General features: G+C 45.1%; 14 protein-coding genes, 1 rRNA gene and 2 riboswitches. Of the genes, 1 reads left to right on the forward strand and 14 read right to left on the reverse strand.

Annotated features, from left to right (window positions below):
* The 10 genes from BHE18_RS23445 to BHE18_RS03655 form a co-directional block, all read right to left on the reverse strand.
* Positions 1 to 222, reverse strand: a 16S ribosomal RNA gene (locus BHE18_RS23445); the annotation flags it as partial.
* A 438-nt stretch (positions 223 to 660) separates the two neighbouring features.
* Positions 661 to 2,742 carry a glucose-specific PTS transporter subunit IIBC gene (gene ptsG, locus BHE18_RS03605; RefSeq protein ID WP_071617280.1) on the reverse strand — a complete coding sequence of 694 codons (2,082 nt, stop codon included), beginning with the start codon at positions 2,740 to 2,742 and terminating at the stop codon, positions 661 to 663.
* Between the two features lie 305 nt (positions 2,743 to 3,047).
* Positions 3,048 to 3,890, reverse strand: coding sequence for a glucose PTS transporter transcription antiterminator GlcT (glcT, locus tag BHE18_RS03610; RefSeq protein WP_071617281.1), 843 nt, complete (start codon positions 3,888 to 3,890; stop codon positions 3,048 to 3,050).
* Between the two features lie 537 nt (positions 3,891 to 4,427).
* A complete protein-coding gene (locus BHE18_RS03620; RefSeq protein WP_071617283.1) occupies positions 4,428 to 5,762 on the reverse strand; it encodes an NCS2 family permease in 1,335 nt (444 codons plus the stop codon).
* A gap of 117 nt (positions 5,763 to 5,879) precedes the next feature.
* A riboswitch (purine riboswitch) is annotated at positions 5,880 to 5,981 on the reverse strand.
* Between the two features lie 141 nt (positions 5,982 to 6,122).
* Complete coding sequence (guaA, locus tag BHE18_RS03625; protein WP_071617284.1) at positions 6,123 to 7,676, reverse strand: glutamine-hydrolyzing GMP synthase; 1,554 nt, start codon at positions 7,674 to 7,676, stop codon at positions 6,123 to 6,125.
* A 680-nt stretch (positions 7,677 to 8,356) separates the two neighbouring features.
* Positions 8,357 to 8,458, reverse strand: a riboswitch (purine riboswitch).
* Positions 8,459 to 8,498: 40 nt separating this feature from the next.
* Positions 8,499 to 10,706, reverse strand: coding sequence for a transglutaminase TgpA family protein (locus BHE18_RS03635; protein ID WP_071617286.1), 2,208 nt, complete (start codon positions 10,704 to 10,706; stop codon positions 8,499 to 8,501).
* On the reverse strand, positions 10,703 to 11,920 hold the full coding sequence (locus BHE18_RS03640; protein ID WP_071617287.1) for a DUF58 domain-containing protein: 1,218 nt from the start codon (positions 11,918 to 11,920) through the stop codon (positions 10,703 to 10,705). The genes BHE18_RS03635 and BHE18_RS03640 overlap by 4 nt, the downstream gene beginning before the upstream one ends.
* A gap of 1 nt (position 11,921) precedes the next feature.
* Positions 11,922 to 12,878: an AAA family ATPase gene (locus BHE18_RS03645; RefSeq protein ID WP_071617288.1), complete on the reverse strand. Its 957-nt coding sequence runs from the start codon at positions 12,876 to 12,878 to the stop codon at positions 11,922 to 11,924.
* Between the two features lie 430 nt (positions 12,879 to 13,308).
* Positions 13,309 to 14,136 (reverse strand): ammonia-dependent NAD(+) synthetase, encoded by an 828-nt coding sequence (gene nadE, locus BHE18_RS03650; protein ID WP_071617289.1) that lies wholly within the window; start codon positions 14,134 to 14,136, stop codon positions 13,309 to 13,311.
* A 66-nt stretch (positions 14,137 to 14,202) separates the two neighbouring features.
* On the reverse strand, positions 14,203 to 15,672 hold the full coding sequence (locus tag BHE18_RS03655; protein ID WP_071617290.1) for a nicotinate phosphoribosyltransferase: 1,470 nt from the start codon (positions 15,670 to 15,672) through the stop codon (positions 14,203 to 14,205).
* Between the two features lie 475 nt (positions 15,673 to 16,147).
* Between BHE18_RS03655 and BHE18_RS03660 the strand changes: the two genes are divergently transcribed.
* Positions 16,148 to 16,834 carry a hypothetical protein gene (locus tag BHE18_RS03660; RefSeq protein ID WP_071617291.1) on the forward strand — a complete coding sequence of 229 codons (687 nt, stop codon included), beginning with the start codon at positions 16,148 to 16,150 and terminating at the stop codon, positions 16,832 to 16,834.
* 92 nt (positions 16,835 to 16,926) lie between these two features.
* Here BHE18_RS03660 and BHE18_RS03665 read toward each other — a convergent pair whose 3' ends face one another.
* The 4 genes from BHE18_RS03665 to BHE18_RS03685 form a co-directional block, all read right to left on the reverse strand.
* Positions 16,927 to 17,817, reverse strand: coding sequence for a sporulation protein (locus BHE18_RS03665; RefSeq protein ID WP_071617292.1), 891 nt, complete (start codon positions 17,815 to 17,817; stop codon positions 16,927 to 16,929).
* A 600-nt stretch (positions 17,818 to 18,417) separates the two neighbouring features.
* Positions 18,418 to 18,627 (reverse strand): hypothetical protein, encoded by a 210-nt coding sequence (locus BHE18_RS03675; RefSeq protein ID WP_071617294.1) that lies wholly within the window; start codon positions 18,625 to 18,627, stop codon positions 18,418 to 18,420.
* Between the two features lie 17 nt (positions 18,628 to 18,644).
* Complete coding sequence (locus BHE18_RS03680; RefSeq protein ID WP_071617295.1) at positions 18,645 to 19,289, reverse strand: pilus assembly protein TadG-related protein; 645 nt, start codon at positions 19,287 to 19,289, stop codon at positions 18,645 to 18,647.
* On the reverse strand, positions 19,286 to 19,687 hold the full coding sequence (locus BHE18_RS03685) for a TadE/TadG family type IV pilus assembly protein (protein ID WP_071617296.1): 402 nt from the start codon (positions 19,685 to 19,687) through the stop codon (positions 19,286 to 19,288). The genes BHE18_RS03680 and BHE18_RS03685 overlap by 4 nt, the downstream gene beginning before the upstream one ends.

Genomic DNA, 19,687 nt, shown 5'->3' on the forward strand with positions numbered 1-19,687 from the left:
TGAAAGCCACCTTTCAACAGTTCCTCATGCGAGGAACTGAATTATCCGGTATTAGCCCCGGTTTCCCGGAGTTATCCCAGTCTTACAGGCAGGTTACCCACGTGTTACTCACCCGTCCGCCGCTGATTAAGGGGAAACTAGGTTTCCCAAAATCCGCTCGACTTGCATGTATTAGGCACGCCGCCAGCGTTCGTCCTGAGCCAGGATCAAACTCTCCGATAAAAGTTTGAATAGCTCTTGTTTGCAACGATTCAATCGTTGCGGTAAATCTAGAATTAACGTTGACGTAATTGTCTTGTTTTGTTCAGTTTTCAAGGTTCAATTTGTTGCTTGCTTCGTTTGAAGCGACCTAACCATCATACCAAGTTTGAAGCGGTTTTGTCAACAACTTTTTTTAAAAAGTTTTTCTGGCTTTTCTATTAAATGAAGTTGTTTTCGCGTCTCACTTGCGACGGTTTTTAAAGTATATCAACCATTTCGAGTTCCGTCAACAGTTTTCGATAAATTAATTCGAAACTTTTTAATAGAGTTCTATATATCCTATTATTTATCATCCTGCAGGGGTTACAATGCCGGTTTTTCAACAGTCACGGCCCCCATTTTCTTCTATATAAATAAAACCCCTGCGCCTTTCTAAGGCGCAGGGGTTTTTGATACAAATCAATCGATCTTGATGATATCCTCATCGCTGCGGTTCACTTTGCCTGTCTTTTCAAGAGTCACTTGCTGACCCTCTTTCAGGTTCGTGAAGACAATCGGCGTGATAATAGAAGGAGCGTTTTCTTTGATGAAGTCTAAGTCTACTTCAAGTAACGGTTGCCCCGCTTCGACCTGGTCTCCCTCTTTTACCAGCGCCTCGAAGCCTTTTCCTTCAAGTTTCACTGTATCAATACCAACGTGGATCAATACTTCGCGGCCATTCTTGGATTCAAGGCCAAGAGCATGTTTTGTCGGGAATACATTTACGACTTTACCGTCTACAGGGGAAACGATTGTTCCTTCTGTTGGCAGGATCGCAAAACCGTCTCCCATCATTTTGCCTGAGAATACTTGATCGGGTACTTCTTTGATATCTTTGATTTCACCTGTGATAGGTGCTACAAATTTTTCATGCTTTTCTTCTTCAGTTGTTTGAAGAGCTTCTGGATTCACTTCTTCAATTTGTTGTTCTACTTCTTCACTTGCATTTGTCTGTGCTTTGCGTGGTGCTTTACCGCGCATAATATCCTGCATTTGTGATTTCAATGTATCAGATTTAGGACCAAAGATCGCCTGAATGCTGTTACCCACTTCAAGTACACCTGAGGCACCCAATTTTTTAAGTCTTGGCTTATCAACATTTTTCGCGTCATTAACGGATACACGCAGACGAGTGATACAAGCATCAAGGTGAGCGATATTTTCTTCGCCGCCAAGCGCTTCTAGAACATTATATGGAAGTTCTCCTGCTCCTCCAGCTGCTGCTGTACCTTCTTCATCTTCGTCTTCCACTTCTTCACGGCCTGGAGTCATAAGGTTCCATTTGCGGATCGCGAAACGGAAACCGAAGTAGTAAATGACCGCAAATACAAGACCTACAGGGATCACGATCCAAGCATTAGTCTGCGGGTTGATCAGACCGAATAAGATGTAGTCGATCAGACCGCCTGAGAATGTCATACCAATTTTTACGTCCAACAGGTGCATGGTCAAGAATGATAGACCCGCAAAGATTGTGTGGATACCGAATAGTACAGGAGCTACGAATAAGAATGAGAATTCGATCGGCTCTGTGATACCAGTCAAGAATGATGTCAAGGCAGCAGATCCCATGATACCCGCTACTACCGCTTTACGCTCAGGGCGCGCTTCATGGTAGATCGCAAGTGCCGCAGCAGGAAGACCGAACATCATGAACGGGAATTTACCAGTCATGAAGGTACCTGCAGTAAGATCCTGCACACCATCTTGAATTTGTTTCATGAAGATGGCCTGGTCACCACGGATGATGTTGCCAGCTTCAGATGTATACGTACCAAATTCGAACCAGAATGGCGAGTAGAAAATGTGGTGAAGTCCGAATGGAATCAACGCACGTTCGATTACACCAAAGATGAATGCTGCAAATGCTCTGTTTTCACCAAGCATGAAGTTTGAGAATGAGTTCAAACCGTTTTGGATCGGCGGCCAGATGACAAGCATCAATAGACCTAACACGACTGCAGATGCAGCAGTGGCAATTGGAACAAATCGTTTCCCAGCGAAGAAACCTAAGTATGACGGCAATTCAATCTGGAAGAATCGATTGTACATATACGCTGCCAGAATACCGACGATGATTCCGCCGAACACTCCGGTTTGAAGTGTCGGTATTCCGAGGACAAGTGCATACGCAGGGTCTACCCCTTCACCTGTAACATCAGGGATGCCAAGTCCTTCAACAGTTCCCATTGTTACGTTCATGATCAAGAAACCGACGATTGCCGCCAGCCCTGCAACACCTTCACCGCCGGCAAGTCCGATGGCTACACCGACTGCGAAGAGAAGTGCGAGGTTACCGAAGATGATTCCGCCAGCTTGTTCCATGACACTGGCAACCATTTCGACTCCCCCGTTTGAAAGGAATGGAGCTATTTCTAATAGTGTTGGGTTCTGCAAAGCATTACCAAATGCAAGCAATAGACCGGCAGCCGGCAAGATCGCAACCGGAAGCATTAGTGCTTTACCGACTTTTTGTAACACGCCAAAAGCCTTTTTAAACATTTGAATTTTCCTCCTTTTGATAAATGGTTTTTATTCAGCAGATTAGATGATAGCAAACAAGAAATGCGCAGGCGCCTTGTTCAGCCCCGACCAACGCTCTTGGACCGACCAGTGAAGTCGTTCTTTGACTTCATTAGGCTGTCCGAAACGTCTCGAGGGGCTAGGCGCCGGAGCTGGCCATGAAAAAAGGCATGAGAAAAGAGGATAATGAACGTATAGGGATAGACTGCCCCAATTTACACGTTTCAATTATCTTCTTTACTCATGCCTGATCGAATCAGTAACACGTAAGATAGATAAGTACATTATTTAACTTTAGTCTGTATACGCTGCAGATGCATAGTCAGATACACCGCTTCTGCATCATAAACAGGTTTCCTCAATGTTTGCTGCATCATCTTGATCAGCTTCCAAGATAGATTATAGCAGAGAGGGTATTCCTCTTTCAACAGTTTTGCGATTTTTTCTGGTTCCTCCACCCGTTCTTCGCGGAGGACGCGTTCGATCGTGTATCGAATATGACGGACCAGCCTCATATAGTCTACACTTTCTTTGTTTATTTTCACGTCCAGCTGCTGTTCAATCATGGCCGTCAGCCTTGATATCAACTGGGAATGCTGGTTTACCTCGGAAAGATCTTTATTCATCATTGCACTGTGAATATGAAGCGCGATAAATCCGACTTCCCCCTCGGGCAGATTCACATCGGTCATATCGTTGATCATTTCCACTACTTCTCGCGCGATTTCATATTCAAAAGGATAAAGGGTCCTTGTTTCCACCAGGAAAGGATTGCGGATTTCCATGCCCCTCATCAGCCGGTTGATGGCAAAGAGGATATGGTCAGTCAGGGCGATGTGGATGTGTTCATTCAAGAACGAATTCGTCCTCTCCCTGATAAGTTCGATGGCAGAGATGGTCACGTTCGACATCTTTTCGTCGAGGAAAGGCAGAAGGTTTTTATACTGCTCCTGTTCTTTCTCCCCTTTCAGGACGAACATTTTTTCGGCTATATCGTTTTGGATCGGATCTCCTTTTTTCCGGTTGAACCCGATTCCTTTCCCGATCAGCACGACTTCCCCGTAACTCTCATGTTCGGCGATCAGAACATTGTTATTCAATGTTTTTTTTACACTCAAAGTAGACATATGAATTTCTCCCCATCATTTCGACCATTTTCGACAAGCATCCGATTTCATGATTTTAACGAAAATGAACACATTTATCAATAATATAACTTCCCTTTGAGTATTACATTCTCTCCGTTTCCGTCACATCCTCTTTTTTTGTGGCCATTCTTAGAAAATGGTTGGATCGCCGCTTTGGGTTTCCATACAAGACTCGCTTTCCGCGGGTGACCTGTGAGCCTCCTCAGCTTCGCCTCCGGGTAGAAAAGCGGAGGGGCTTTGGTCAGAGGCGGGTGGCATAAGGCGAATCGGCCACGAAGGCGCTCTTTGCCTTCTTGGATGAGTTGACTTATGACATGTGCCTCTAAGCCCTGGAGCTGGACAAGTCTCACATTGGCCGCTTCTCCCGCAGGAGTCTTCGTCTTGCACTCCAACCAAAAGCTAGAATGAGCAAAAATCAAATAACAACGCCTAAGACCAAATAAAAGAACTGACCTCTATAAAGAGATCAGTTCTGATGTGAACTTTATTGTTGATAATAATCAAAAGACTAGCATATTAAGCAATAAAAATGAAATACAGTACAAAGATGACGAACAAACCGTACATGATCGGGTGGATTTCTTTCCTGCGCCCTTTGATCATCATGGTGATCGGGTAGAAGATGAATCCGATTGCGATACCTGTTGCGATGCTGTAGGTAAGCGGCATGGCGACGATCGTCAGGAATGCCGGTACTGCGATTTCGAACTTCTTCCAGTCGATTTCACCAAGTGATGAAACCATCAGTACCCCTACGATGATCAAAGCTGGTGCTGTGACGGGTGCCGTGATGACCGCAAGGAGCGGGAAGAAGAAGATTGACAGCAAGAATAGAATTCCGGTGACGACTGAAGCAAACCCTGTCCTTGCCCCTGCCGCAACCCCAGCGGAAGATTCGATATAGGATGTAGTAGTTGAAGTACCCAGGATAGCCCCTACCACTGTCGCACATGAGTCCGCGAATAATGCTTTTCCTGCGCGCGGAAGTTTATTGTTCTTCATTAATCCTGCCTGGTTCGCAACGGCAACAAGTGTACCTGCCGTATCAAAGAAGTCGACGAATAAGAATGTCAGAACGACAACAAGCATCTGGATGGTAAAAATACTGCCTGCATCATTAAACAGCGGATCAAGCGCAGCCCCGAATGTCGGTGCCAGGCTCGGCGCCGCATCTACGATCCCTTTCGGGGTGTCGATGAGCCCGGCAACCATACCAACGATCGCGGTTGCGACCATTCCGATGAAGATACCGCCTTTGACGCCCTTTGTCATAAGGATGACGGTCACAACGATACCAAAGATAGCAAGCAGTGTGTTGCCGTGGGTCAAATCTCCAACTCCCACAAGAACAGCATCATTATTGACGATGATACCTGCATTCTGAAACCCTACAAACGTAATGAAAAGTCCGATACCAGCTCCAACTGCGAACTTCAATTCCGCTGGAATGGAGTTTATTATTTTTTCACGAAGCCCGGTAAGCGTCAATGCAATAAAAATCAATCCTGAAATCAAAACCCCTGTAAGGGCGGATTGCCAGGAGACACCCATCGTCAATACAACCGTGTAAGCGAAGAATGCGTTAAGTCCCATCCCCGGTGCAAGCGCGATCGGATACTTCGCGAGCAGCCCCATGATCAATGAACCGATCGCTGCCGCAAGCGCGGTCGCCACAAATACCGCCCCGGCATCCATGCGCATGCTGTCCGGAAGGTCCGGTACTGATTGAAGGGTCAACGTCAGCGGGTTGACCACCAAAATATAGGCCATCGAAAGGAATGTTGTCAGTCCCCCGATTATTTCTCTTTTGTAGTTGGTTCCAAGTTGTTCAAACTGAAAGAAATTCCTCATATCCTTACTCCTCCTTCGTGCCGTCGCAGATCTCAAAATAAAAAAGCTCTGAACTACCGAAAGTTCAGAGCTTTGACTGTAAGATAAAAAACAGAAGGGACTTGCTGAAATATAAAGTCCATCTATCAATTACCTCGTAGTCAAGCCATTTACGGTAGCTTGGTAGAAACGCTCGGGCCCTATTCCCGAAATTATACGACGTAACAATTACTATTAAGATTTATTAAGACATGACTATTGTACCAACGAACACAGTAGTGGTCAATAGAAAAACCGAACATTTTATAAAAATAATTCATAAAATGTTCGGTTTGGGATGCATCAACTTCCAATGGAGCTGATTTTATTCAGTTAAAGAGCTTATTCCCACTCAATTGTAGCAGGCGGCTTACTTGTTACATCATACACGACGCGGTTGATGTGGTCGACTTCGTTTACGATACGGGTCGAAATTTTTTCAAGAACATCCCATGGAATGCGGGCCCAGTCGGATGTCATGCCGTCGATCGATGTAACGGCGCGGATGCCGATTGTGTAATCATATGTTCTTGCATCACCCATGACACCGACACTGCGGATATCAGGAAGAACGGTGAAATACTGCCAGATATCGCGGTCAAGACCGGCCTTCTTGATCTCTTCACGAAGGATATAGTCGGATTCACGTACGATTTCAAGCTTCTCTTCAGAAATCTCTCCAAGTACGCGGATACCGAGACCAGGACCAGGGAAAGGCTGTCTCCAAACAATATCATCCGGAATGCCAAGCTCAGAACCCAATGCGCGGACCTCATCTTTGAACAATGTATTCAAAGGTTCAATCAGGGTGAACTGCATATCTTCAGGCAGCCCGCCGACGTTGTGGTGGGACTTGATTGTCTGTGCAGTCGCCGTCCCGCTTTCGATGATATCCGTATACAGGGTACCTTGAGCAAGATAATCGATACCTTCCAATTTTGTCGCTTCGTCATCAAAGACATAGATGAATTCGTTACCGATGATTTTACGCTTCTGTTCAGGATCGGATACACCTTTGAGCTTGTTAAGGAATCGGTCCTGGGCATCCACTTTGATCACGTTCATGTTAAAGCCGTCAGCGAAAGTTTTCATGACACTGTCTGCTTCACCTTTGCGAAGAAGGCCGTGATCCACGAAAATACAAGTCAATTGATCGCCGATCGCTTTATGGATCAGGACAGCTACGACAGAAGAATCCACTCCGCCGCTCAATGCACACAGAACTTTTTTGTCTCCGACGACCTGGCGGATCTTATCCATTTCCATGTCGATGAAGCTTTCCATCGTCCAGTCGCCTTCACAGCCGCATACTTCGAATACGAAGTTCTTGAGCATTTCATTGCCGTGTACAGAGTGGCGTACTTCCGGGTGGAATTGTACGGCATACAGCCCCTCTTCTTCGTTACTCATCGAAGCGATCGGGCATGAAGGGTTTGTTGCGTTCACTTCAAAGCCTTCCGGGGCTTCTACTACAAGATCCCCGTGACTCATCCATACAACCTGCTCATCTTCAAGGCCGGAGAAAAGCTTCGATGTTTTCTCGATGTTGATGGCCGCTTTCCCGTATTCGCGGTGCTTGGCACGTTCCACTTTACCGCCGAAATGCATCGTCATCAGCTGCATGCCGTAGCAGATGCCAAGGATCGGGACATCAAGGTCGAAGATTCGTTCATCACAGCGGAACGAGTTTTCACCGTATACGCTGTTCGGACCACCGGAGAAGATGATCCCTGTCGGATTCATCTCCTTGATTTCTTCAAGGGTGATGGTGTGCGGATGCAGCTCGCTGTACACCCCGAATTCACGGATTCTTCGTGTGATCAACTGATTATATTGACTTCCAAAGTCTAAAACGACGATCATTTCCTGATTATGCAATTCCTCTTTACCTAGCATTCAGTTCACCTCATCCATTTATTTATCTCTCTTTTGTGTATGATTCCCTTACCATCCACAAATACATCCTGTTTGTTAGCAATTCCATAAAAAATTGTGTTCTGTGTCCAGCCCTAACCGAGACCGTTCCATTCCGCTGCAGGCACAAGATTCACAGGGGAGGAAGTCGAGCCTCCTCGGCGTTCCGCCTGTGGGGTCTCGACCTTTCCTCAATCTCCCGTCGGAGTCAAGTGCCTTCCGCTCCAATCCACTCTGAGGTTATATTTAGAGAATTTCTTCCAAGAAATCTCCACATAGCTTGCTTGTTTTTAATTGGAAGCCAACAGTTGTTATATCTTGTTCCAGCTGTTGATTGGAGTGCAAGACGAAGACTCCTGCGGGAGAAGTGACCAACGTGAGACTTGTCCAGCTCCAGGGCTTAGAGGCACATGTCATAAGTCAACTCATCCAAGAAGGCAAAGAACCCCTTCTTAGCCGATTCGCCTTATGCCACCCGCCTCTGACCAAAGCCCCTCCGCTTTTCTACCCGGAGGCGATAGCCGAGGAGGCTCACGGGTCACCCGCGGAAAGCGAAGTCTTGCACGGAAATCAACAGCGGCAATTAATGGCCAAAAAAGCAAAAAAACTAGACTCCGCCTGTATAAAGGCAGGATTCTAGTTTTTGGGCATACAATGATGTCTAAATAGAACACTGCCTTCATAGTCCAGTCATTTACGGTGACCGGGTAGAAACTTTCGAACCATATTATCGAGGATATACGAAGGATGCTAACGAACTCTATTATTTAGTTGACATCATTTTAAACCTTGTTGATGAAGCGGTCAACCAGTTGTCTTTTTAATTAAATTTTCCCATAATTCTCTCATCTTCACCCAATCTTCATGATCAGGCTTATGACCATATAGTGTACGCTCATAACGGTTGGTCAGGCTGGTCATCTCATGGGTTCCGAAGAACGAATCAATGTAACGGGAATACCCTCGGAGGGTCTGTCCGTCCTTCACTTTTAATCCATATCTGCCTAATTGTTTCACCAGCGAGATATAAGCTTCCGAATAGATATCCTCAGACTTTCTCCTTCTGTAATAAATAATCAGGTAATACGGGAGCCAGCGCCTTCTGAAAATATAGGCCATCACTGCGGCAAAAGCCAGCAGTAAAAATCCTGCCAGTATTTTACCCCAGTTCTCTGCGAAGAAGGTTTTGATCGTTTCCCACACATCCTTGAAAGAAAAACCTCCGCCTGCCGCTTCATCTTCAGTTGGCTCCAGCGGCTTTTTAGGTGTTTCTTCTTTTTCAGGGACGGGGACTTGATCTTCATCTGTATCAGGCACATCGAGATCATACTCATAGGCAATATTGCTGCTGAAACCGACGGTCGGCTCAAAAGGTACCCAGCCGACTTCAGGGAAGAATACCTCCACCCATGAATGGGCGTTATTATTGGACACCTCGTAAAGCTTGTACTGAGAATCGATCTGGCGGCTGTATTCCCCTTCTGTATATCCCTTTACCCAGCGGGCCGGTATACCAAGGGACCTGACCATGACAACCATCGAAGTCGAGAAGTTGTCGCAGTATCCCCTTTGAGTTTCAAACAGGAACTGATCGACATAGTCCTGATCTTCCTCAGGCACCGGGACGTCGAATTGATCGTACACAAACGCCTCTTTCTCAAAATATCCTTCAATGGCACGCACCTTGTCATACCAGTCTTTTTTATCCTGCGCGATTTCCGCAGCCAGATCCTTTACACGCTGCGGGGTTGAGGCAGGGATCTGCGTATAGCGTTCAACGAATTCAGGCACCTGCATGGCTTCCTGTCCTTCGTTCGCCGCTCTCATCCCTTTTTGGGAATAAGACGGCTGGCGGTAAGTGAGTGCGTATTCGCCTAAGTTAACCGGTTCACCTTTTTCATCAAGACTTCTTATTTTCTCTTTTACCGGCAGGAATTCAAAAGCACCCTCTTCATTGCCGGTTACGTTTTTAACCCCATAAGGGTAAACCACATGAGAGTACCCTTTCTCTATTTTCACGTTTTCCGTTTCGAGGTCGCGTTCCTCATTTTCAGCCGTGAAGGATAACGGGATCTCTTCCCCGGAAGCAAAAGGGACACCCTCCTCTTCGTCTATGGATTGCTCCCATCCTTTTCCGGTATACATGTCTTTGGTCTCGATCCTCCAGTAATGCTCCCTTGTCACTTCAGACGTGAAGACAACCGTTGGATCGCCGATGAACGGTCCGCCGAGCTGGGAATCATCTGTATCGTACCCGAGCTTGTTTACACCGCTCAAGCCTCCGGAACCTTCCGCGAATGATTGAATATAAGGCACGGGATCCGGCCACAGCGGATCCGCTTTCGGGGCGGCAAATGCCACAATCGAGCTGACCCCGAGCATCACGGTAAGCGGCACGATCCATCGGTGCCTGTTCATATTCGCTGCCAGCCCATTTAATTTCTCGCCCTGGATCAACCGCTCAAGGGCAAGTAGCCCCATCAGCAGGAAGCCAAAGACGACGACCCTTACGATCGCCCTGTCCCCTTCATACTCCGTAAACGTATCGATGACGCTGATATACGTGACCGTCATGATATAAAAAAGCAGGATCGCTTTCCTGACCGACAGCCAGTATTGAATCAGATACGTCATCAGCCACAGAAGGATGAAGAACAGCAGGCTGCGATACACAAATGATAAACCGGACCAGTCCCTGCCCAGCGTCAGACCGAGGTTCCGCCACACATCCTTCACAAACTCACCCAGCCAGGCAAGTCCCAGCAATGAACCCTGAAAATAAAGGGCATGCAGGGCAACCAGGATGAAAACGGATTTTACCGTACCCGACAGCAAGTAGTGGACGCGGAAATAAGAGAGTGTCAGAGCAAGCACAATGAACAGGATAAAGTACGTTAAGTCACCAGTATCGGTGAGCACCTTCAAAGGCTTCAGCCATTCCCATAAAAGCAGGAATCCGAACAGATAGATCAATATGGAATAAAATTGATTACTTGATGCTTTTCCCTTCATGCCCGCTTCACCTCCGCAAAGGCAGATGAGAAGTCCCCATCATAGCAGGCCTTCAGCCAAATTCCGCGTGAAGCCGCATAGGCTTTCAACGCTTTTTCCTCGTCCGTGTAGGACTCGCCCCTTGCCTTCACCAGGAAAATGACGACTGAACTGCTGCGCTTTGTATAATTGTTCACGCTCATGATCATTTTTTTCGAAACTTCAGCCGTCACGAAAAAGACGGCTGCGGACTGCGAGTAATTCAACCCTTCGCCCTGGAGCACTTTCCCCAGCGCAAACCGGCTGTCGGGCTGGACCTTCGCCAGATGATAGAAAAGCTGTCCCTGATGTTCCTCACCGCCCCTGATCGGGAATGATTGATGGTCCTCCCCGATCGACACCAGACCGACCTGCGCCCCCTTTTTGATAATGGAGCGAATAACGGAGGCCGTGAAGGTGACCATCGGTTCAAAGGCCGCGGAATACTCACGGTCGAGCACGATGAGCACATCATGAGACTGCCTCTCTTCAAATTCCTTAGTCATCAATTCATTTGTCCGGGCGAACGACTTCCAGTGAATCCATGAAAAACGGTCACCCGGCTGATACGAGCGCACACCTGTTGCCATTGTCGTATCCTTCTGTATTTTCACATTGGACGAGGTCATTCCCTGATCGTAGCGGTTCTCGAGCGGCCTGTATTGAACCTCCACGAAGGAAGGATAAACAAGGAGCTGATCCTTGCATTCAATGACCGCTTCTTTTTCAAACACCCCGAAGAAATCACCGGTTTTAAGCCGCACCGCGGAATAAAGATGTTCACCGCGCGGGAGCTCATCTATGTAGTAGGAAAGCTTCACTTCCCTCCTGAACCCCGGGTAGATCATCGATTTCGCTTTCTGAAAAGCGGACTGCCTGAATAAAGATTCCGTCACGACATCTTCAAGCACCATATAAAACAACGGAAAAGGAACCCTCCTTCTCAGCGTCAGTGTCACCTTCAATTCATCCCCCGCTTTATATTCAAGTGACTCGAACCTTCTCTCCACATAAAAATCGGAAAGCGGATAAAAGAACACAAGCAGTGAATACAGAGCAAAAGGAATGAAGCTGTAAAAAAGGAACCAGCTCACAAATCCGCCCTGAAACATTGCATACGTAAACGTGATGGCAATCAATAGAAGAAGAAGCAGAAGCTTGCCGATCGGCTTTAGTATCTGAAGTTTGTTCTTCATGCTATCTCACAAGCCTTTGAACCGGCACCGGGATGCGCGCCATCACCCGCTCCACCACTTCTTCCGGGGTGATCCCCTCGTAACGGGCTTCCGATTTCATGATGATTCTGTGGGCGAACACAAATGGTGCGAGGAATTGTACATCATCCGGAATCACAAAATCCCTCCCCCTTAAGAACGCATATGCCTGACAAGCCTTCATCAGCGCAATCGATCCACGCGGACTGGCTCCCAGATACACATTCGCATGGATCCTCGTTCGGCCAGCGATTTCCACGATATATTTCTTAATCGTGTCATCCACCAGCACTTCTTTCACTTCTTCCTGAAGATAACGGAGTTCTTCCAGGGTCATCACAGCCTCCAACTCATCAATCGGAGGGTTCTTCTGCGCCCGGTGCAGTACTTCCATCTCTTCAGCCGGCTCTGGATACCCCATTTTCATTTTCAAAAGAAAACGGTCCAGCTGGGCTTCTGGAAGAGGATAGGTACCTTCATACTCGATCGGGTTCTGTGTGGCCATAACGAAAAACGGCTTATCCAGCCTGCGCGTATTACCGTCGATTGTCACACTTCCTTCTTCCATCCCCTCAAGCAGTGCTGACTGCGTCTTCGGGGAGGTACGGTTGATTTCATCCGCTAAGATGATATTTCCCATGATCGGCCCCGGCCTGAAGCTGAACTCCATCTCCTTCGGATTATAGATCGAGACCCCGATCACATCCGACGGAAGAAGATCCGGCGTGAACTGGATCCGCTTGAAGCTTGCCCCCACTGATTTCGCAAGCGCCCTGACCATCATGGTCTTCCCGACACCCGGGACATCCTCAAGCAGCACGTGACCGCCGGCGAGTAACGCCACCACGCTCAACTCCGCCACCTTTCTCTTGCCTATCATGACTTTCTCTATATTTTCAACGACATTCTGCAATTTCGGATTTACCACTTCCTGTGTCATGCGACCCCTCCTAAATCCCTTTTAAATGTTTTTTCTCTCTAACTATTAATACTTTCGTTTCGTTTTTCAAAAATCCTCCATTTCGGGTGAAAAATAATACGAATTTTTAGGAAATTTGTCATGTGGGTGGTGTTTGGCCTCATTTCTTTCAGCTGAGCAGGCAAACCGGATGAAGGTTGTTTCGTGGAATGGAGCTGCGGGCGCGGAATCTTCGAATTTCGAACGATAATCTTCTAATTTCACTCATTAATCTTCGAATTCGGGTGGAAAATCTTTTAATTATGACCAAAGATCTTTTGAAAATAGGAATAATCCCCCAATAGCGTTCCACCGCAATTTGACACTCCAATTGCCGTACGCACCCGCCCCGGCCGTGCCCAAACAAAAAAAGCCAACTCTCAATCATATGAGAATCGGCTTTTCGTTAGTCTTATTTCCAAAAATCATCAAACACCGTAATCGGCAGATGACGCTTATGCTGTGATTTCAGGTAGTGTTTCTCGATTGTTTCCCTGGCTTCCTGCGGCACTTCTTTTCCTTCAAGGAAGTCATCGATCTGATCATAGGTGACACCGAGCGCTTCTTCATCAGGAACAAGCGGCTTGTCCTCTTCCAGGTCGGCTGTCGGCTTCTTATTATAAAGATGCTCCGGGCAGCCAAGCTCTATCAAGAGTGATCTCCCCTGGCGCTTGTTCAGGCGGAAAAGAGGGACAAGGTCAGCCGCTCCGTCACCGAATTTCGTATAGAATCCTGTGACAGCTTCCGCTGAATGATCGGTTCCAAGCACGACACCTTTTTTCATTGCGGCAACCGCGAACTGAACCTTCATCCTTTCACGCGCTTTTTCGTTTCCTTTGACAAAGTCGGACATCTCAATGCCTTCCTTTTTCAAAGAAGAAAAGCTTGCATCCACTGCCGGCTTGACGTTGACAGTCATGGACTCGGAGGGCTTGATGAATTCCACGGCGTCAATCGCATCCTGGGCATCACCCTGCTCACCGTACGGAAGACGAACTCCGTAAAATGCATACTCATCAGTTCCCGCTTCCTCATTCAGTTCATCAACGGCCATCTGGGCAAGCTTCCCTAATAAGGTAGAGTCCTGTCCGCCGGAAATACCGAGCACCATACTTTTTAAAAATGAATGCTTTTTCAAATAGTCTTTCATGAAATCGATGCTTCGGCGTATCTCTTTCTTTGGATCGATTTCAGGCGACACCATCATTTCATCAACGATCTGTTTCTGAAGAGAATCCATAATTTCACACTCCATGTTAGGTTTTATCACATTATACCCATTTATGTTACCCGATCACAAATCTAATTACCTGCCTGAGTGAAACCTTTCCTTCACTTCAGCCTTTACTTTCTGAATGAGGCTCATCTTGTTCGTCCAGCACTCATCGCTCAAGTCCACGGGATATTCTTCCGGATTCATGGAACGCTTGTACTCATCCCATAATAACTCCAGATTTTCATTGACGAATTCCCTCATCACTTGCAGCGAAGGTGTTTCATATACGAGCTCACCATTTTTGAAAACATCAACGTGAAGCTCCCTTGCTTCGAAGTTCGTGACGAACTTGCTGATGTATGTGTGAACTGGGTGGAACATCTTGAGCCGGTCTTCATGCTGGGGATCTTCATGCTCAAGCGTAATATAATCCCCCTCTGATTTATGATTAACCTTATTGATGATCCGATAAACCTTTTTCAATCCTGGAGTGGATACTTTTTCCGCATTGCTTGAAATCTTAATGGAGTCTTCCATCTCGCCTTTTTCATTCTCGATCGAAGCAAGCTTGTACACCGCACCCAGCGCCGGCTGATCGTATGCAGTGATCAGCTTCGTCCCGACACCCCATACATCAATCCGGGCTCCCTGCGCCTTCAGGTTCAAGATGGTGTATTCATCAAGGTCATTGGAGGCAATGATCTTCGTTTCGGTAAAACCGGCTTCATCGAGCATCTTGCGGGCATTCTTCGATAAGTAAGCCATATCCCCGCTGTCGAGGCGGATCCCCTTGAAATTGATTTTATCCCCAAGCTCCTTCGCCACCTTGATCGCAGCCGGCACGCCTGATTTCAAGGTGTCATACGTATCAACGAGGAACACGCAGTCCGTATGGCTTTCAGCGTACTTATGGAAAGCCGTGTAATCATCCTGATACGCCTGTACCAGCGAATGGGCATGAGTACCCGAAACAGGCATCCCGAAAATCTTCCCTGCACGCACATTGCTGGTCGCATCAAATCCGCCGATGAACGCCGCACGCGTACCCCAGATCGCCGCATCCAATTCATGCGCACGGCGGGTACCGAACTCCATCACCACTTCATCATGGACGACCTGCTTGATCCGGTTCGCCTTCGTCGCAATCAATGTTTGATAGTTAACGATATTCAGGATCGCCGTCTCCAGAAGCTGAGCCTGGGCAAGGGGTGCTTCAATTCGTAAGAGGGGCTCATTGGCAAAAGCAAGCTCCCCTTCCCGCATAGAGCGGATCGTCCCGGTGAAGCGGAGATCACGTAAATAATTGAGGAATTCCTCCTCATACCCCAGTTCACTCAAATACTCAATATCACTCTGACTGAAATGAAAATTCTTCACAAACTCAATCACACGTTCCAAACCGGCAAACACCGCATATCCATTACCAAAAGGCAGCTTTCGAAAGAACACCTCAAAAACAGCCTTTCGATTATGGAAATCATCATCCCAATAGGCCTTGGTCATATTTATCTGATATAAATCCGTATGCAAAGCTATGCTGTCATCTGTAAAATGTGTCATGATTTCTCTCCTTCTGCATTCCAACCGTTAGTCAATAACACCATTGTTACTATTCTACCCAATTATAGCGGTTTTTCCGAATGTTTTGGCTGTGGAAGTGCTGCTATGCAGAATACAAATTGTTTTGAATTATGAAAAAATCTTGGAGACGCGCTTCACGTTTATAAACAAACGTTTGTTTAAAAACAATAACCACAGACAGTATACCCTTTTCCTATCTGCAAACTGCCCTTGAAAGAGAGTTTTGTATAACTCCATTTGATAGCACCCCATTATTTTGAACTATTTCTTCGAATCTTCTTCATAGACATGTATCTTGATAGTTTTTATTTCGACTAACATTTGGTTTCATTTTCCATTTATTGAGGCTTGTTGTCCAGCTTTATAAAGTTATAATTTTATATAGAAGCAATTGTATGATTTTTCATACTTTTACAAATAAAACGAAAAAATCTTTGCTGTTTAGGAGGTTGAAATGAGAGAAATTACGCAAGGATCGATAGTATCATCTACTCAGTATGGATACTTAAAAGTCCCAAAAAAGGTCCGGACGCAGTGCCCGGGTTGTCGTAAACAAGGAGAGTTTTCATTAAAAGCCAACTTTTATCAGATTAAGACCGGTGTTTTTTCAGAGGGGATTTGTTCTGTGTGCAAAAAACCTTCTACTTTTATTCTAATGATCAAGGAAGACTCGATGAAACAAACAAAAGAAGTCACCGTCCACGTCTATGATCCAACTGCAACAAATGGTCCTCTTGATAAAATTCAAGATAACAAGCGAATTTCACAGGATCTTGTAAGGTCCTATCGTTCAGCATTAAATGTGAATCAGTCGAATGATCACTCAGCCACAGCCGTCATGACCAAGCGCGTCCTTGAAAGTTTAGTGAAAAACCTGAATACGGATAAAGCAAAAAGCCAGACTTTATCAGAACAGTTCGAGCAGCTGCCAAAGAATGTTGATTTATCATCGCCCATTCAAACACTAAGCCAACTTACCCGTCCGGACAGTCCATTTTTCCAAATGCTTGAGTTGGAAAAAGAGGTAGATGACAAAACAGCAGAACTGCTGATAGAGCTGTTAGAAGGTTTGATTGACTATTTGTATGTTGTTCCTGAAAAAATCGAGACTATAAAGCAAAAGATTGAAAAGAAATATTGAATCATTTGAAAAAACCACTCAACAACTGAGTGGTTTTTTCGAAGCTTTTATAGTTCAGTATAGGACTTCATTCTTTTTAAACAAACTTTTGATTAAACTCTTAATTCTTCCGGTATTTCAGTGTTTACCAGGAGTTCAATCAGCTTCTTTTTGATGGTCTCCGGGTCCTCAATTTCTTCATTAGTGAAAGAAAGCTTGTGGATTCTTTCATCCCGGTCGCTTTCACTTATGGCAGCACGCTTGAAGTAACCGCCAATCTCTTTCGGGATTATAAATTGGAGTTCTACATACAAATCCATGCCGTTTTCGCTAATATCGTATATAAACTCGATCTCCCGATATTTGGTCCTGAACTCTTCCGGAGGGAAATATTCGATTTCATGAGCCACCGGCACCTGTCTGCTTGACAGCATCGGATAAAGAGGATGGTTCAGGATCCTTTTATCAATGACCCACTTCGGCTTGAACCCCGGATAATGAATGACTTCTTCTCTATTCGTCTTAACAAACCCCAGCTCTTCCGTCACGATTTTATTTACGTATGGAAGAAGTGGATGTTCATTTACCACGATGAAATCCATATCCCTCGGATCCAGCTTATAAGGAAGATCAATGTCCGTCTGAATCCAGCATTTTCTGTTAACCGCACTCTTCGGCGTAAAGTAAGGAACCTTCAATTCGAAAGGCAAGACCAACTCATTGAGCTCCTTCTGCTCCCCTGACAATCTCATTTCAGAAGTGATCAAAGAAAGATTGGCCACAGTATCATCCGAAAATGGGAACTGCTGCATAAGTGAAACACTTACCTTCTCTATCTCTTTAAACCCTTTCTTACTCGACAGCTGAACTTCACCAACAAGCGTATCACCAGGCGTAACCCGCTCTTCAGTCAGCACAGTGTCCACCTTCACGTGTCCGATTGTTCGGGTGATCAGCTTTTTGAATTTGGCGTTGCGCATGGCTTTTTTGTGTTTGTTGAACATGGGAATCTCTCCTTTTAATGATTATACTGTTATATTAGACAAAGCATCTACAAACACATGCTGAGTTTCAACCATTACAAAGAAACTGAATCAGCTGGCCTATCTACCTCTTTTTCATTTTTTAATCTGTGAAATACAAAAGCTGCATGAACTCCTCGAGAATAAATAGTGATAAACAAGGCCATCATGATTAATCTGCCCGTCCAGAATCCCGCAGCTGCATTTTGGATAGAAAACAACATGATAATCTGAGCCAATAAATACATAACGAGCAGCCCTACTGCGGCAGTTCTGCTTTTTTTGTAAACAGCCATATCACCAAAATGAGACCGACTATTAAATCAATGAAGCTTCATATATTCAAACCGGGAATAACAGACTGTCCTATAGCTATGGTAATAACAACTAGCAAAAGTTGTATCCCCAAACTTATTGAGGCTATGATCCCCATTAAATTTACTCGTTTCTTCGCATCCACTTTGTTCAAAATACTCACTCCTTATTAATTTATTCTTTTTATTCTTATTAAATTAAGTATTTCAACCTACCAATATTACTTATTTTGGAAATTAGTTTTTGTTAAAAAGAGCTTGAACAGATTTATTCAAGCCCCGTATTTTCTTTCATCTGAATCTGATTAATATGGTTCTTTCTCATATACGGCAAAGCTAATCCCACTACAACAGCTGTAAGAGGAAGTCCGCCGTCACCTGCCAGCCATTCAATTATTGATACCGGTACATAAATGGCATAGAAGAAAATCATCAGGAATAAATAAAACCTTCTCCAGCGTTTTTCTTTTTTGTTCATCGTAAAACCACCTTTGATCAGTTATAGATATTTTCCAAGTACTTCAATTTCGGTCCATACCCTTTTTGAGGAATTTTCCGCTCAAAGTATTCTACGAATTTATTATCATTGACGCTTTCAAAAGTGGCTGTAGATTTCACTTCCACTCTCCAATCATCCTCTGACAGTTTCACTTCAGTGTCTTCAGAATTAGCTCCGTTAGCATTAATCATTGCTTGAGCGGCCTCTTTAACTTTGTTCTCTATAGAAATTTTGGAAAAGTGGTCTTTAAATGTCTTTTTCAGTTGCGGATGTTCTTCTATTTCCTTAGTCAATACTTCATTCAAAGCATTTAAATATGCAATATCAGAAGACTGACCTGAATTTTCAAACTCAGTTTGTTTATCTTCTACTTGTTCTTGAATTGATTTCCCTAAGTCTAAGACTTTCTGTGCAGTTGAGAAGGGGCTTCTATCAAATTCTTCAATGGTTTTGGTCGTTTCAGTAATATATACCGATGTCCCCGCAAATGCTGCTTGTTCCACTGAATTATCAGCCTGTGCCTTGACTATATATACCTTCGAAACATTAGCTACAATTAGGAATACGATTGCCACGATTCCAAACAGCCATAAAATAAAGAAAATCGAATTTCCCTTTTCATTATTAATATACTTCTTCATTTCACAAGCACCTGACCTACAGCTGACTGATCAAACGAAAGCGCTGTTTTATCTTTCCATTGCTTCGGGATGAACACAAGTGGATGGTCAACTGAAACATTCATTTCAAATTTCCCGTTAGCATCCATCGGGGAGATCGTAACACCTTTATATGAGATTACTGAACTTGATCCAAGTGCATTTTTCACCGTATTTTCAGCTTCTATACTATCTTTGGTGGCTGAATAAGTCTTGGCTCCTTCATTTACAGCTGTTTTAACCGTATATACAGCATAGCCCGAGGCTACGACTTGCCATAAAAGAATGAAGAACATAAAGAAGAAAGGCAGAATACCCAAAAACTCAAACGTGAGAGCACCATTTTCGTTTTTAATTCTCTTAGAAATGAGTTTTTTCAT

Origin of the sequence: Rossellomorea aquimaris, from assembly GCF_001877785.1 — a bacterium.
Lineage (GTDB): Bacteria > Bacillota > Bacilli > Bacillales > Bacillaceae_B > Rossellomorea > Rossellomorea aquimaris_A.